Annotated in this window: 11 protein-coding genes and 1 pseudogene; 2 read left to right on the top strand and 10 right to left on the bottom strand. The window is 70.6% G+C overall.

The features are described from left to right. Window positions 1-76: 76 nt before the first annotated feature. Window positions 77-652 (top strand): HhH-GPD-type base excision DNA repair protein, encoded by a 576-nt coding sequence (locus tag ACFFGH_RS31470; protein ID WP_386676341.1) that lies wholly within the window; start codon window positions 77-79, stop codon window positions 650-652. 16 nt (window positions 653-668) lie between these two features. On the opposite strand, the gene ACFFGH_RS31465 is transcribed toward ACFFGH_RS31470, so the two are convergent. From ACFFGH_RS31465 to ACFFGH_RS31455, 3 genes are read right to left on the bottom strand one after another with little or no spacing between them, the layout of a single operon-like run. Then, complete coding sequence (locus ACFFGH_RS31465) at window positions 669-1,361, bottom strand: HAD family hydrolase (RefSeq protein ID WP_386676339.1); 693 nt, start codon at window positions 1,359-1,361, stop codon at window positions 669-671. 34 nt (window positions 1,362-1,395) lie between these two features. Continuing rightward, window positions 1,396-1,521 carry a hypothetical protein gene (locus tag ACFFGH_RS31460; protein WP_386676338.1) on the bottom strand — a complete coding sequence of 42 codons (126 nt, stop codon included), beginning with the start codon at window positions 1,519-1,521 and terminating at the stop codon, window positions 1,396-1,398. Window positions 1,522-1,524: 3 nt separating this feature from the next. Then, window positions 1,525-2,322 carry an SDR family oxidoreductase gene (locus ACFFGH_RS31455; RefSeq protein WP_386676336.1) on the bottom strand — a complete coding sequence of 266 codons (798 nt, stop codon included), beginning with the start codon at window positions 2,320-2,322 and terminating at the stop codon, window positions 1,525-1,527. An 89-nt stretch (window positions 2,323-2,411) separates the two neighbouring features. Between ACFFGH_RS31455 and ACFFGH_RS31450 the strand changes: the two genes are divergently transcribed. Further along, window positions 2,412-4,058 carry a RecQ family ATP-dependent DNA helicase gene (locus tag ACFFGH_RS31450; RefSeq protein WP_386676334.1) on the top strand — a complete coding sequence of 549 codons (1,647 nt, stop codon included), beginning with the start codon at window positions 2,412-2,414 and terminating at the stop codon, window positions 4,056-4,058. A 12-nt stretch (window positions 4,059-4,070) separates the two neighbouring features. Here the strand turns inward: ACFFGH_RS31450 and ACFFGH_RS31445 are convergent, their stop codons facing one another. From ACFFGH_RS31445 to trpB, 7 genes and pseudogenes are all read right to left on the bottom strand, one after another. Further along, window positions 4,071-4,826: a hypothetical protein gene (locus tag ACFFGH_RS31445; RefSeq protein WP_386676332.1), complete on the bottom strand. Its 756-nt coding sequence runs from the start codon at window positions 4,824-4,826 to the stop codon at window positions 4,071-4,073. A 111-nt stretch (window positions 4,827-4,937) separates the two neighbouring features. Then, window positions 4,938-6,392, bottom strand: coding sequence for a pyruvate kinase (pyk, locus tag ACFFGH_RS31440; RefSeq protein WP_386676330.1), 1,455 nt, complete (start codon window positions 6,390-6,392; stop codon window positions 4,938-4,940). Window positions 6,393-6,452: 60 nt separating this feature from the next. Further along, the gene (locus ACFFGH_RS31435; protein ID WP_386676329.1) at window positions 6,453-7,910 is read right to left on the bottom strand and encodes a glutamate synthase subunit beta; all 1,458 of its coding nucleotides are present in this window, start codon (window positions 7,908-7,910) and stop codon (window positions 6,453-6,455) included. Continuing rightward, window positions 7,903-12,483, bottom strand: a complete 4,581-nt coding sequence (gene gltB, locus ACFFGH_RS31430; RefSeq protein WP_386676327.1) for a glutamate synthase large subunit — start codon at window positions 12,481-12,483, stop codon at window positions 7,903-7,905. The genes ACFFGH_RS31435 and gltB overlap by 8 nt, the downstream gene beginning before the upstream one ends. 121 nt (window positions 12,484-12,604) lie before the next feature. Further along, window positions 12,605-13,663 (bottom strand): prolipoprotein diacylglyceryl transferase, encoded by a 1,059-nt coding sequence (gene lgt, locus ACFFGH_RS31425; protein WP_386676325.1) that lies wholly within the window; start codon window positions 13,661-13,663, stop codon window positions 12,605-12,607. 35 nt (window positions 13,664-13,698) lie between these two features. Beyond that, window positions 13,699-14,484 carry a tryptophan synthase subunit alpha gene (gene trpA / locus ACFFGH_RS31420; RefSeq protein WP_386676323.1) on the bottom strand — a complete coding sequence of 262 codons (786 nt, stop codon included), beginning with the start codon at window positions 14,482-14,484 and terminating at the stop codon, window positions 13,699-13,701. A gap of 95 nt (window positions 14,485-14,579) precedes the next feature. Continuing rightward, window positions 14,580-15,743 (bottom strand): annotated as a pseudogene (gene trpB / locus ACFFGH_RS31415) (tryptophan synthase subunit beta); the annotation flags it as partial. Window position 15,744 lies beyond the last annotated feature (1 nt).

Genomic DNA, 15,744 nt, shown 5'->3' with positions numbered 1-15,744 from the left:
GTGCGCGGGGCACGGACAGTGCCGGAGTACCCGAGGGGGGCATGTTGCCAGGCGCGTGGCCTGGCACGATGGAGCCATGGCACCGGAACTGCACATCACCGACGACCCGACCGCCGACGAGCTGCTCTCGAACGACCCGCTCGCGCTCCTGATCGGCATGCTCCTCGACCAGCAGGTGGCGATGGAGACCGCGTTCGCCGGTCCGTCGAAGATCCGAGAGCGGCTCGGGGCGTTCGACGCGGCGACGATCGCCGAGCAGGACACCGAGACCTTCGCCGCGCTCTGCCGCATGGCCCCGGCCGTCCACCGCTTCCCGGACTCCATGGCCGCGCGCGTGCAGGCGCTCTGCGCGACGGTGCGCGACGAGTGGGACAACGACGCGTCGGCGATCTGGCGCCGCGGCACCCCGGATGGCCCCGAGGTCCTGAAGCGCCTCAAGAGACTGCCGGGCTTCGGCGACCAGAAAGCACGCATCTTCCTCGCACTGCTGGGCAAGCAGTACGGCTTCGACGGCGCTGGCTGGCGGGAGGCGGCCGGTGACTACGGCGCGGAGGGCAGCTACAAGTCGGTCGCCGACATCGTGAACCCGGAGTCGCTCACCAAGGTGCGCGAGTACAAGCGGGCCGCGAAGGCGGCGGCCAAGAAGAGCTGATCCTCAGGCGCCGGTTTCAACGCCGCGTGGGGAGCGCCAGCAGGCGGCCGAGGACGGTGTCCGGACCCCCGTCGAGGAGCGCGCGGGGATCGTCGTGCACCTCGATCGCGCCGGCGCCGGTGAGCTCCTCCTCGGCGACGCCGCCGCTGCGGACGCCGATGGTCGCGACGCCTGCACGCTTCGCCGCGATCACGTCCCACACCGTGTCTCCGATCATCACAGCACGATCCGGTGCGGCACCGGCCTTCGCGAGGGCGGCCTCGATGATGCCCGGCTCGGGCTTCGCGGTGTCCACGTCGCCGGACGAGGTGGTGGCCACCTCTTCCTTCGACAGGCCGAGCACCTCGAGCAGGATCTCCAGCTCGTCCTCGGGTGCGGAGGTCGCGAGCACCACCGCGACATCTCGCGCGAGGAGCGACCGCACCAGGTCCGCGGCGCCGGCGAAGGGCCGGAGGCGTCGGGCATCCGCCTTGTAGTACTCGCCGTGCAGCTCCTTCGCGGACTCCGCGACGCCGTCCGGGTCCTCACCGAGCAGCGTCTCCAGCAGCTTCTTCGAGTCCATGCCGATGGACCGGTGGATGCGCCAGATGTCCACCGGGTGCCCGGCCCCGGCGAATGCGCGGTCCCAGGTGTCGACGTGGAGGTAATTGGAGTCCACCAGCGTGCCGTCGATGTCGAACAGCACCGCCTCGGTCGTCCGCTCTCCCATGCTCACTGCTCCCCTGAGTATCCGTGGGCCTCGGCTATTCGCCCTCGGCCTGCGATGGGTGCCCCTCCAGGGGCTTCGTGGCGGGACCACGATCCTGGTCGTCCGCGTCCAGGTCCTGCTCCTGACCCTCCGGCTTCGAGGTGTTCTGTGAATCCGACATGCTTCAGCCCTTCCTCCACTCGTTGTTCTCCAGGTTGGAGCCGCCCTGCGGTCCCATCTGCAGCATTCCGCCGTCGACCACCCAGGAGGCGCCGGTGACGTAGCTGGCGGCCGGTGAGGCCAGGAACGCGATGACCGATGCGATCTCCCACGCGCTCCCGGGCCGGCCGAGCGGGATGCCCGGGCGGTCCTCCGTGCGAGGGTCGACGTCCTCCTGCCCGGTCATCGGCGTGGAGATCTCGCCGGGTGCCACGGTGTTCGCGGTGATCCCGTGCTCGCCGAGCTCCAGCGCGAAGGTCTTCATCAGTCCGCCGAGGCCGTGCTTCGCCGCGTCGTACGGCCCCGACCCGACTCGCGGCTGGTGCTCGTGGACGCTGCTCACGGCGATGAGCCTGCCGCCGTTCCCGGCGGCGACCATCCGGCGGGCTGCGCGCTGCATGCACACGAACGCCCCATCGAGGTCCGTCGCCATGGTGTGCCGCCACTCATCGAGGGAGACATCCACCAGGGGCGTGCTGCCGCCGGTCCCGGCGTTGTTGACGAACACGTCGATGCCGCCGAGCTCCTCGCACATGCGGTCGATGACGTCGCCGCATTCCGCGAGGTCCGAGACGTCGAGCCGCGACACGACGGCGTTGCGGCCCTCCGCCCGGACCTCCTCGGCCGTGGCCTGCGCCCCCTGCTCGTCTTCGTGCCAGGTGACGCCGACGTCCATCCCCGCCCGCGCGAGCGCGACGGCGGTGGCCTTGCCGATCCCGGAGTCGGAGCCGGTGACGATCGCGTAACGGGGGAAGAAGTCCATGACACGATGCTCCCCGCCGGCTGCCCGATCGCCCACACCTGGGCGCCGTTTCTCAGAAACCGTGCAGAGAGGTCCAATTGACTGCTCACGTGACATCCAGCGGGGAACGCGTTCGTGACCGGATCGAGCGCATGGCGCTGGAGCGCTTCGGCTACGAGCGGCTGCGGCCGGTGCAGCTGGCCGCGATCGAGGCGCTGCTCTCCGGCCGGGACGTGCTCGCGGTGCTGCCGACGGGCAGCGGCAAGTCCGCGATCTATCAGATCGCCGCGGCGCTGCTCGATGGCGTGACCGTGGTGATCTCTCCGCTCATCGCACTGCAGCGTGACCAGCTGGAGGGGCTGGCGGATGCCCCCGACGCCCCCACCGCGGTGGCGGTGAACTCGTCGCAGACCGACACCGAGAACGAGGCGGCCTGGCAGGCGCTGGAGGGAGGCGAGGCGACGTACGTGCTGCTCGCGCCGGAGCAGCTCGGCAAGGAGGACGTCGTCGGGCGGCTCCGCCGCGTCTCAGTCGCGCTGGTCGCCGTCGACGAAGCGCACTGCGTGAGTGCCTGGGGCCACGACTTCCGGCCCGACTACCTCCAGATCGGCGCCGCGATCACCCGCCTCGGCGAGCCGACCACCGTCGCCCTGACGGCGACGGGTTCACCACCGGTGCGGGAGGAGATCACCGAGCGGCTCCGCATGAGCGACCCGTATCTCGCTTCCGGCGGCTTCGACCGCCCGAACATCGCCCTCGCGGTGACCCGGCACACGGAGGAGCACGCGAAACGGCAGGCCGTCGTCGACGAGGTGGCTGGGCTCCCCCGCCCCGGACTCGTCTACACGGCCACCCGCGCCGGGACCGAGCGGTACGCGGAGGCGCTGGCGGAGCTCGGGATGCGCGCCGCGGCGTACCACGCTGGCATGAGGAACGGGGACCGTGAGCTGGTGCACGACCGGTTCCGGGACGATGAGCTCGACGTGGTCGTCGCCACCACCGCCTTCGGGATGGGCATCGACAAGCCGAACGTCCGGTTCGTCGTGCACGCCGACATCCCAGACTCCGTCGACAGCTACTCCCAGGAGATCGGGCGCGCAGGGCGTGACGGCGCGGCGGCCCAGGCGGTGCTGCATTATCGCGAGCAGGACCTCGGCCTCCGCCGGTTCTTCGCGGCACGCAGACCCGATTCGGCGGCCCTCGAGCGCGTGTTCGGGGCGCTGCTCGACGCCGACGGCGCGCTCCCCGTCTCCAGGCTGGCGGAGCGGCTCGACACCACCGCCAGACGGCTCGGCGGACTGCTCAACGCACTGGAGGCCGCCGGCGCGCTGACTCGGAAGGCCGGCAAGATCCGCGCTGACCGCAAGCTCGATCCGCGGGAGGCGGCCGCGCGCGCGGTCGAGCACGCCGAGGACCGGGAGCGGATCGACGAGTCGCGGATCGCGATGATGCGTGCCTACGCCGAGGCGGACACCTGCCGACGTCAGGTGCTGCTCGCGTACTTCGGCGAGGAGTACGAGGGCCGGTGCGAGAACTGCGACTGGTGTGCGGACCATCCCGGCGAGGCGGCCGAGCCGTCGGTCGCCGACGCCGATGCGCCGTTCCCGCCCGCATCCTCCGTCACGCATGCCGAGTGGGGCGCCGGCACCGTGATGAGCGCCGAGGACGACCGCATCACCGTGTTCTTCGAGGAGCAAGGGTACAAAGTGCTGTCGCTCGCGGCCATCGAGGAGCACGACCTGCTCAGCAGGGCGTGAGCACCCTGCTGGTCACGGGCCGAAGTTCAACGCCGGCGCGGTGAATGAGACACCCCAGTCCGGCCCGGTCGCCGTGACGAACACGGCGAACGAGGTCTCCTTCGGGCCGTCGTACCCCTCGACCCACTCGCCGATGCGCGGGATCCCGGAGGCATCCCATTCCTTCTCGGTGAGCTCGATCGGCACGCTCCCGAGGCGCAGGTCGATGCGCTCCGGAAAACCGGTCGGCGTGCTCCGCCATGACAGCTCCGGGTAGGACTCCTCGAGCTCGAGGGCGCTGTCCCCGGCCTTGATCCCGTCGATCGTGGTGATCTCCAGCCGGTGGACGACCGCCTGATCGACGTGCACCGCCCAGTCCGGTGAGAAGGTGCCGACCTCCCCGTCCCAGTCCAGGATCCGGGCGCCGTCCCACGCGTACTCGGTGAGCGGCGGAGTGTGGCCGACGGCCTCGCGATCCGCGATGGCGGGTGGCGCCCCGAACGCCTCGGTGAGCTCCTCGACGACCGCCTGAGCCGGCTCCCAGTACGAGAACCCGTCGCCCGTCGTCCCGTCGGACATCACCGTGCTCAGCGCGGACGCGGTGACGTCGGCACCCGTGACGGTCGGCTCCTCGGGAGCCGGAGCGGGAGGCGTCGGCGTCTCCGGCGCGGCAGACGGACTCGCCGCCCGGGTGGGCTCCGACGGAGCCGAGGACGGCCCGGCGGCGCAGCCCGCGCAGAGGAGCAGGGTAACGAGCGCCGCAGGCGCGCCGGGCAGGAGTCGGTTCACGCTGCCGAGGGTATCGCCCGCCGACCCGCGGACTCCTTCCGCGACTGGACGGCGTGTCGGGTGAGAAGTCCGCGAGCCCTTCGACGTGCTCCGGGCGAGTCGGGGAAGGGGTCAGATGTTGCCGGCGTCCGCCCATGCCGGGGCGGCGGCGTTCAGCGCATCGCCGACCACGTGGACGCGAAGGTCGTTGGTGGAGCCCGGGATGCCGGGAGGGGATCCGGAGATCACCACGACCTTGTCGCCGACCTCGGCGAGGTTCCTGCCGAGCAGGACCTCGTCCACCTGGTGGTACATCGCGTCGGTGTGCGTCACCCGGTCGACGAGATAGGCCTCGATGCCCCAGGTGAGCGCCATGCGGCGCCGGGTGGCCTCGTTGGGCGTGAACGCGCGCATCGGGATGCGGAAGCGGAGCCGGGACATCCGGCGCGCCGAGTCGCCCGACTCGGTGAACACGCACACGTACTTCGCCTGCACGAAGTCGGCGACCTCCGCGGCGGCGAGCGTGATAGCGCCGCCCTGGGTGCGCGGCTTCGTGCCGAGGGGCGGAACCCGCTCGAGGCCGTGCTCCTCGGTGGAGTCGATGATGCGCGCCATGGTCTGCACGGTGATGACCGGGAACTCGCCGACGCTCGTCTCGCCGGAGAGCATCACCGCGTCGGTGCCGTCGAGCACCGCGTTGGCGCAGTCGGAGGCCTCTGCTCGGGTGGGGCGGGGGCTCGTGATCATGGACTCGAGCACCTGCGTCGCGACGATGACGGGCTTCGCCATGCGGCGCGCGAGCTCGACGGCGCGCTTCTGCACGATCGGGACGGCCTCGAGCGGCAGCTCCACGCCCAGGTCGCCGCGCGCGACCATGATGCCGTCGAAGGCCTCGATGATCGCCTCCAGGTTGTCCACGGCCTGCGGCTTCTCGATCTTGGCGATGACGGGGATCTTCCGCCCCTCCTCCTCCATGATCTCGTGCACGCGGACGATGTCGTCGGGGCTGCGGACGAACGAGAGGGCGATGTAGTCCGCCCCGAGCTGCAGGCCCCAGCGGAGGTCCGCTTCGTCCTTGTCCGACAGCGCCGGCACGTTCACGGCGACTCCCGGCAGGTTGATGCCCTTGTTGTTGGAGACGGGCCCTGGAACGACGACCTCGGTGGTCACCACGGTGCCGTCGGTCTCGAGCACCCGAAGCGTGACCTTGCCGTCGTCGATGAGAAGCGGATCGCCGGGGGCGACGTCCTGCGGCAGTCCCTTGAAGGTCGTCGAGGAGAGCTCCTTCGTGCCGACGACATCCTCGATGGTGATCTTGAAGATGTCGCCCTGCGCGAGGTCGTACGGTCCGTCCTCGAACTTGCCGAGACGGATCTTCGGCCCCTGCAGGTCCACCAGCACGGCGACCGCGCGTCCGGAGTCGGCCTCGGCCTGCCGCACGTTCGCGTAGACCGCCTCGTGCACGTCATAGCTGCCGTGGCTGAGGTTCATTCTCGCGACGTCGACTCCGGAGTCGATGATGGCGCGGATGTTCTCGTAGCTCGCGGTTGCCGGCCCGAGGGTCGCGACGATTTTCGCTCGTCTCATGACTTCCTTACACAGGTGGTGGACATACGGATGGGGAGAGAGAAGTCGGGGCCGGGAACGTCAGACCGTGAGGGCATGGTCCGTCGGCCGGACGGGGAACGGCAGCTGGGTGTCGCCCTCGAGGTAGCGGTCGACCGCCGAGGCCGCGGCGCGCCCCTCCGCGATCGCCCAGACGATGAGCGACTGCCCGCGGCCGGCGTCGCCGGCGACGAAGACGCCCGCCTCGCTGGTCTCGTACGTCCCGCCGCGCTGGAAGTTGCCCCGGCCGTCGAACGGCAGACGCAGCTGGTCCTCGACCGTCGTGCGCTCAGGTCCCGTGAATCCGAGGGCGAGCAGCACCAGGTCGGCCGGGATCTCGCGCTCCGTGCCGGCCTTCGGCACGCGCCGTCCGTCTCGGTATTCGGTCTCGGCGACCCGCAGGGCGCGCACTTCGCCCGCGCCGTTCGCGAGGAACTCCACGGTGGAGGCGAGGTACATCCGCTCGCCGCCCTCTTCGTGGGCGGTCTGCACCTCGAACAGATTCGGCATGGTCGGCCACGGCTGGTCCGGAGTCCGCTCGGACGGCGGCTGCTTGCCGATCGCGAGGTTCGTCACGGACAGCGCCTTCTGGCGGTGGGCGGTGCCGATGCAGTCCGCGCCGGTGTCGCCGCCGCCGAGGACGACGACGTGCTTGCCCTCCGCCGTGATCTGGTCGGTCACGCTGTCGCCGGCGCCCACCTTGTTCTGCTGCACCAGGTAGTCCATCGCGAAGTGGATGCCGAGCAGGTCGCGCCCGGGGATCGCGAGGTCGCGGGGCACGGTCGCGCCGGTGGCGATGATCACGGCGTCGTAGCGAGCCTTCAGGTCACTCCAGCTGATGTCGACGCCGATCTCGACGCCGGCACGGAACCGGGTGCCCTCGGCCTGCATCTGCGACAGGCGCAGGTCGACGTGCCGCTTCTCCATCTTGAAGTCCGGGATGCCGTAGCGCAGCAGACCGCCGATGCGGTCCTCGCGCTCGTACACGGCCACCGTGTGGCCGGCGCGGGTCAGCTGCTGCGCGGCGGCGAGACCGGCGGGTCCGGAGCCGACGACGGCGACCGTCTTGCCCGTCAGCCGCTCCGGCGGGTGCGGGGTGACGTAGCCGTTGGCGAACGCCTGCTCGGCGATGGCGGCCTCGACCTGCTTGATGGTCACCGGCGGCTGGTTGATCCCCAGCACGCAGGATGCCTCGCACGGGGCCGGGCACAGCTTGCCGGTGAACTCCGGGAAGTTGTTGGTGGCGTGCAGCCGGTCGCTGGCGGCGCGGCCCTCGCCGCGCCAGGTGAGGTCATTCCACTCGGGGATGAGGTTGCCGAGCGGGCAGCCCTGGTGGCAGAACGGGATGCCGCAGTCCATGCAGCGCCCGGCCTGACGGCGGAGCTGTTCGCCGTCCTGCTGCTCGTAGACCTCTTTCCAGTCCATGAGGCGCAGGGCGACGGGGCGCCGCTTCGGCAGCTCGCGCTGCTTCACCTTCAGGAAGCCCTTGGGGTCAGCCACCGGTCACCTCCAGGATCCGGGTCCACACCACGTCGCTGTCGGGGTCGAGCCCCTCCTCGACGGCGTTCTGCCGCGTCGCGAGCACGGCCGCGTAGTCGCGCGGCAGCACCTTGACGAAGCGCTCGGCCGCCTCCTCCAGGTTCTCCAGCATCGCGGCGGCGACCGGGGAGCCGGTCTCGTCGCGGTGCTCGCGCAGCAGGTCGGCGAGGATCTCGAGATCCGCGCTGCCGAGGGGCAGCAGCTCGAGCTCGCCGCTGTCGAGCGACTCCTGGTTCACCCGCTCGTGCTTCAGGTCGTACACGTATGCGGTGCCGCCCGACATCCCGGCGCCGAGGTTCCGTCCGGTGGAGCCCAGGATGACGGCGAGGCCACCAGTCATGTACTCCAGGGCGTGGTCGCCGACACCCTCCACAACGGCCGTGGCGCCGGAGTTCCGCACCAGGAACCGCTCCCCCACGATGCCGCGCAGGAACAGGCTGCCCTGGGTCGCGCCGTAGCCGATCACGTTGCCCGCGATGACGTTCTCCTCCGCGGCGAACGCGCTGCCGGCCGGTGGACGCACGATGATGCGGCCGCCGGAGAGGCCCTTGCCGACGTAGTCGTTGGCGTCGCCGAACAGGCGCAGCGTGATGCCGCCGGGCACGAACGCCCCGAAGGACTGCCCGGCTGTGCCGTTCAGCGTGATGTCGATCGTGCCGTCGGGCAGTCCGTGCTCGCCGTAGCGGAGGGTGACCTCGTGGCCGAGCATCGTGCCGACCGCGCGCTCGGTGTTCCGGATGCCGGCCTCGATGCGCACCGGGGTGCCGTGGGTCAACGCGTCGGCGCTCTGCCGGATCAGCAGCCGCCGGTCCAGGTGCTCGTCGAGCTCGTGGTCCTGCTCGCGCCCGTTGATGCGCGGCTCGTCCTCACGGAACTCCGGTCCGATGAGGATCGGGGCGAGGTCGAGCCCGTCGGCCTTCCAGTGCTCGATGGCACGGTCCACGTCGAGGAGCTCGCTGTGGCCGATCAGTTCGTCGAGGCTCCGGAAGCCGAGCTGCGAGAGGTACTCTCGAACCTCCTGCGCCAGGAACTCGAAGAAGTTGACCACGAACTCCGGCTTGCCGGTGAAGCGCTTCCGCAGCTCCGGGTTCTGGGTGGCGACGCCGACGGGGCAGGTGTCGAGGTGGCAGACCCGCATCATGATGCAGCCCTCCACCACGAGCGGTGCGGTGGCGAAGCCGTACTCCTCGGCGCCGAGCAGCGCCGCGATGATGACGTCGCGGCCCGTCTTCATCTGGCCGTCGACCTGCACGACCACGCGGTCGCGCATCCCGTTGATCCTCAGCGTCTGCTGCGTCTCGGCGAGCCCCAGCTCCCACGGGGTGCCCGCGTGCTTGAGCGAGTTCAGCGGGCTGGCGCCCGTGCCGCCGTCGTGCCCGGAGACGAGGATCACATCGGCCTTGGCCTTCGCGACGCCCGCGGCGACCGCACCGATGCCCGACTGGCTGACGAGCTTCACGTGCACCCGAGCGTCGGCGTTCGCCCGCTTCAGGTCGAAGATGAGCTGCTTCAGATCCTCGATCGAGTAGATGTCGTGGTGCGGCGGCGGCGAGATGAGTCCGACGCCGGCGGTCGCGTGCCGGGTGCGGGCCACCCACGGGTACACCTTCGTCGGGGGCAGCTGGCCGCCCTCGCCGGGCTTCGCGCCCTGCGCCATCTTGATCTGGATGTCGGTCGCGTGCGTCAGGTACATGCTGGTGACGCCGAAGCGGCCCGAGGCGACCTGCTTGATGGCGCTGCGCCGCTCCGGATCGAGCAGGCGGTCCACGTCCTCGCCGCCTTCCCCGGTGTTGGAGCGTCCGCCGAGGCGGTTCATGGCGATCGCGAGCGTCTCGTGCGCCTCCTGGCTGATGGAGCCGTAGCTCATCGCACCGGTGTTGAAGCGCTGAACGATGGATTCGATCGGCTCCACCTCGTCGAGCGGCACCTCCGGGCGGACACCGGTGCGCAGCTTGAACAGCCCGCGGAGGGTGCGCAGCGTCTCCGTCTGCTCGTCGACGAGCCGCGTGTAGTCGCGGTAGATGTCGTACCGGCGCGCCCGTGTGGAGTGCTGCAGCCGGAACACGGTGTCGGGGTTGAACATGTGCGGCGGCCCGTCGCGCCGCCACTGGTACTCGCCACCGACGGCGAGCCGCTCGTGGGCGACGATGGCGCCGTCCTCGGGATAGGCGCCCGCGTGCCGGGCGGCGTTCTCCGCCGCGATGACCTCGAGGCCCACGCCGCCGAGCAGGCTCGCGGTTCCGGTGAAGTACTGGTCGACGAACTCCTGGGCGAGGCCGACCGCCTCGAAGCACTGCGCGCCGGCGTAGGAGCTCACGACCGAGATCCCCATCTTGGACATGATCTTGAGCACGCCCTTGCCGAGCGCCTTGATCAGGTTCTTGACGGCCTGCTCCGGGGTGAGCCCGGTGATCATTCCGCTGCGCACCAGGTCCTCGGCCGTCTCCATGGCGAGGTAGGGGTTGATCGCGGATGCGCCGTAGCCGACGAGGAGCGCGACGTGGTGCACCTCGCGCACGTCGCCGGCCTCGACGATCAGGCCCACCTTCATCCGGTTCTCGCGGCGGATGAGGTGGTGATGCACGGTGGCGAGCATCAGCAGCGATGGGACCGGCGCGAGGTCCCGGTTCGAGTCGCGGTCCGAGAGCACGATGAACTGTGCGCCGTGCTCGATGGCCTCGTCGACCTCGTCGCACATGGCGTCGAGCCGGCGGTGCATCGCCTCCGGACCGTCGTCGACCCGGTAGAGGCCCTTGATGGTGGTGGTGAGGCGGCTGCCGGGGCGCGGGTCCATGTGTTGGATCTTCGCGAGCTCGTCGTTGTCGATCACCGGGAAGTCGAGCACCACCTGCTTCGCGTGCTCCGGCGTCGCGTCGAGCAGATTCCGCTCCGGGCCGAGCCCGAGCTTCATGCTGGTGACGACGGCCTCGCGGATGGAGTCCAGCGGCGGGTTGGTGACCTGCGCGAAGGCCTGCGTGAAGTAGTCGAAGAGCAGACGGGGACGGTCGGAGAGCACCGCGATGGGGGTGTCGGATCCCATGGCGCCGAGCGGCTCGGCACCGGTCTGAGCCATCGGGGTGATGAGGATCTTCAGCTCCTCCTCCGTGTAGCCGAAGGTGCGCTGGCGCCTGGTCACGGACGCCGGGGTGTGCACGATGTGCTCCCGGTCGGGAAGCTGCTTCAGGTTGATGCGGCCCTCGTCGAGCCATTCCCCCCACGGCTTCGCCGCGGCGACGGTGGCCTTGACTTCTTCGTCCTCGATGATCCGGCCGGCTTCGGTGTCGACGAGGAACATCCGCCCCGGCTGAAGCCGGCCCTTCCGGACCACCTTCGCCGGGTCGACATCCAGCACGCCGATCTCGCTGGCCAGCACGACCAGGCCGTCGTCGGTGACGACGAAACGACCGGGGCGGAGGCCATTGCGGTCGAGGGTCGCGCCGACGAGGGCGCCGTCCGTGAATACGAGCGCGGCGGGCCCGTCCCACGGCTCGAGCAGCATCGAGTGGAACTCGTAGAACGCGCGTCGCTGCGGGTCCATGTCGAGCTGGTTCTCCCAGGCCTCCGGAACCATCATCAGGATGGCGTGCGGCAGGCTCCGGCCGGAGAGGGTGAGGAGCTCGACCACCTCGTCGAACGACGCGGAGTCGCTCGCCCCCGGGGTGACGATCGGGAACAGCGGCCGCAGGTCGCCGAGCAGCTCCGACTCGAGCTGGCTCTGCCGGGCGCGCATCCAGTTGCGGTTGCCCTGCACCGTGTTGATCTCGCCGTTGTGCGCCATCATCCGGAACGGCTGCGCCAGCGGCCAGGACGGGAACGTGTTGGTGGAGTAGCGCGAGTGCACCAGGGCGAGCCGGGTGGTGAACCGCTCGTCGGAGAGGTCGGGGTAGAAGGGCTCCAGCTGCAGTGTGGTGACCATGCCCTTGTAGACGAGGGTCCGCGACGACAGCGACGGGAAGTAGGCGTTCAGCTCGCGCTCGGTGCGCTTCCGCACGCGGAAGGTGATGCGGTCGAGCGCGATGCCGGCGAGGGGTGCGCCGTCGGCGCCGGTGCGGGTCGTGTCGAGGAAGAGCTGCTCGAAGACCGGCATCGCACCGCGCGACAGGCTGCCCAGGTGCTCGGGGTCCACCGGCACATCGCGCCAGCCCAGCACCCGGAGGCCCTCCTCCTCGGCGATGCGGGCGATGCCGCGCTTCAGCTCCTCGCGCGTGTCGTCGTCCACCGGCAGGAACGCCATGCCGACCGCGTAGCGGCCCGCCTCAGGCAGCTCGAACGGCACGACCGCTCGCAGGAAGTCGTCCGGGATCTGGGTGATGATCCCCGCGCCGTCGCCGGTGCCGGCGTCGCTGCCCACCGCGCCGCGGTGCTCGAGGTTCCGGAGGGCGCTCAGGGCGACGTCGATGATGTCGTGGCCGGCAGTGCCGCGCAGGGTGGCCACCATCGCGAGACCGCACGCGTCGCGCTCGTTGCGCGGGTCGTACAGACCGGTCGCCTCGGGGACCGAGCTGAAGTTCGAAAAGGGTGACGTGAGAGCCATGAATACCGTCCTCACCAGAACGCTAGTACGGCAGAGGACGTCACTGGCCCGCCGGGGGTTGAGCAGCTGTTCCGCGGGCAGGGGTGGCAGGAAACCGCGGGGGGTGCTGGGGGTGTGGAATCTAGGATTTCGCCTTCGCGCCGCTTGTGGCGGGCGCTGTGCTGGCCGGCACCGAGGGCGCCTCGACTTCGGAGTCGTCCACGTCCGGATAGGTGTCCTCGGATTCTACTGCACGGGGATCGACCCACTCGCGGCCCGGCACGTAGACGCTCGGCTCCCGGCCGGGGTGACGCCGTCCCTGGACCACGACGATGGCGATGCCCACCAGCACGGCCAGCACGGCACCCCAGACGTTGCTGCGGATGCCGAGGAACAGCTCACTCGGATCGACGCGGATCGACTCGAAGAAGATGCGGCCGATGCCGTACCAGATGAGGTACAGGCCGAACACGCGTCCCCACTGGAAGGGCTTCCGGCCGGCGACCGCGAACGGCACCGTGACGCGGTCGAAGAACGTGCGGCGGCCGAGGGTCAGCTCCCGGGCCACCACGAGGATGACGGCGACCCCGATCAGGTTCCAGATCATCTCGTAGAGGAACGTCGGGTGGAACAGGGTCCCCTCCGGCAGCCCCGCGGGGAACGCCGGGTTGTCCGATTCGATCTCGAGACCCCACGGCAGATCCGTCGGCAGCCCGTACAGCTCGTGGTTGAACCAGTTCCCGAGGCGGCCGATCGCCTGGGCGACGAGCATGCCGGGCGCCAGCGCATCGGCGAAGCTCCAGAAGCGGATCCCGGTCAGCCTGCAGCCGATCCAGGCGCCGAGCGCGCCGCCGAGCAGCGAGCCGAAGATGGCGATGCCGCCCTCCCAGATGAACAGCACACTCCACGGGTTCTGCCCGTTGAAGTAGTCGTCCGGGTGCGTGAGCACGTGCCAGGCGCGTGCGCCGAGGATGCCGAAGATGATGGCGAAGAATGCGATGTCGATCACGACACCCGGCTGCGCGCCGCGGCGGGTGAGGCGGCGGTGGGTGATGTACGCGGCGGCGAGCATCCCGAGGCCCAGGCAGACGGCATAGGCGCGGATGCCGAGGTCAAGGCCGATGTCCCAGCCGAACACGTCGAGCAGCCACTGGCGCACGCTGAAGACCTGCCACTCCGGCGGAGGGCTGGGGATACTCAAGGGCGAAACAACGCTCAAGGCCGAAAACACGCTTGCTACCCTACTGCCGTTCCGCGGGTGAGTTCCGCCGCGACCCGGGCGGCCCCGGGCACCCCGTCCTCCTCGAGCGCCCGCACCAGGGCCGAGCCGATGATCGCGCCGTCGGCGTACTCCAGCACCTCGCGGACCTGGTCCGCGGTGGAGATGCCGAGCCCGACGCAGGCGCTGGTGGCACCGACGGCACGCAGCCGCTCGACGAGCCCGCGGGCAGCCGAGTCGACGTCGCTGCGGGCGCCGGTGATCCCCATGGTGGAGACGGCGTAGACGAATCCCCGGCTGACCTCGACCGCCTGCCTCAGGCGCGCCTCGGTCGAGGATGGCGCCGCGAGGAACACCCGGTCGAGTCCGATTCGCTCGGATGCGGCGATCCAGGCGCCCCCCTCGTCGGGGATGAGGTCGGGCGTGATCAGCCCCGCTCCCCCGGCCGCCGAGAGCTCGTCGGCGAACCGGTCGACGCCGAACTGGAGCACCGGATTCCAGTAGGTCATCAGCAGCACCGGCGCGTCCACCCGGTCGGTGATCGCGGCCACCGCGTCGAACACCTGGCGCAGCTTGAACCCGTTCGCCAGCGCCGTCTGCGTGGCGCGCTGGATGACCGCGCCGTCCATGACCGGGTCGGAGTACGGCACGCCGAGCTCGAGCACGTCGATGCCGTTCTCCACCAGCGCCACGGCCGCGTCGATGCTGGTGCCGAGGTCCGGGAAGCCGACCGGGAGGTATCCGACGACCGCGCCGGCGGCGTCCCTGTTGCGCTCGGCGATGCGCTCCGCGACCCGGCTCACAGGTCCGGTCCCGGTGCGTTGTCGCCCCGAGCGCCCTCCGGCGACCCGTCGGCGTGCAGCGCCTCGGTGTCGAGCACGTCGAAGTAGCGGCCCGCGGTCTCCATGTCCTTGTCGCCCCGGCCGCTCAGGTTCACCAGCAGGATCGAGTCGGGGCCGAGCTCCCGGCCGAGTTTCAGCGTGCCCGCGAGGGCGTGGGCCGACTCGATCGCCGGGATGATGCCCTCGGTGCGCGCCAGGAGCCGCAGCGCCTGCATGGCCTCGTCGTCGGTGATCGGGAGGTAGTGCGCGCGGCCCAGATCGGCGAGCCAGGCGTGCTCGGGGCCGACACCGGGGTAGTCGAGGCCGGCGGAGATGGAGTGCGAGTCGATGGTCTGGCCGTCGTCGTCCTGCAGCATGTAGCTGCGGGCGCCGTGCAGCACCCCGGGCCGGCCACGGGTGATCGTCGCCGCGTGCCGTTCGGTGAGGTGCCCCTCGCCCGCCGCCTCGTAGCCGTAGAGCGCGACGCCGGGGTCGTCGAGGAACGCGTGGAAGATGCCCATGGCGTTGCTGCCGCCGCCGACGCAGGCGGTCACCGCGTCCGGCAGCCGGCCGGTGAGCTCGAGCACCTGAGCGCGGGCCTCCTCGCCGATGACCTTGTGGAAGTCGCGGACCATCACCGGGAACGGATGCGGGCCCGCGACGGTGCCGAGCAGGTAATGGGTGGTGCCGACGTTCGCCACCCAGTCGCGGAGGGCCTCGTTGATCGCGTCCTTGAGGGTGCGCGATCCCGCCGTGACCGGCCGGACCTCGGCGCCGAGGAGGCGCATCCGGGCGACGTTCAGCGCCTGACGCTCCGTGTCGACCTCGCCCATGTAGATGACGCAGTCCATGCCGAAGAGCGCCGCGGCGGTCGCGGTGGCGACGCCGTGCTGGCCGGCACCGGTCTCCGCGATGAGCCTCGACTTCCCGAGGCGCTTCGCGACGAGCGCCTGCCCGAGCACGTTGTTGATCTTGTGCGACCCGGTGTGGTTGAGGTCCTCCCGCTTGAGGATCACCCGGGCGCCACCGGCGTGCTCGGCGAAGCGCGGCACCTCGGTGAGGATGCTGGGGCGGCCGGTGTAGGTGGCGCCCAGCGAGGCGAGCTCGGCCTGGAAGGCCGGGTCGTCCCTGGCGTCGCGGTAGGCGACGTCGAGCTCGTCGAGCGCCGCGATGAGGGACTCGGGGACGAAGCGTCCGCCGTATTCGCCGAAGTAGGGTCCGGCTGCCTCACGAAGGGACACG

This window comes from Lysobacter korlensis (genome assembly GCF_042434515.1).
The sequence above is the reverse complement of the archived record's forward strand: the minus strand, read 5'-3'. Positions and strand labels throughout refer to the sequence as shown.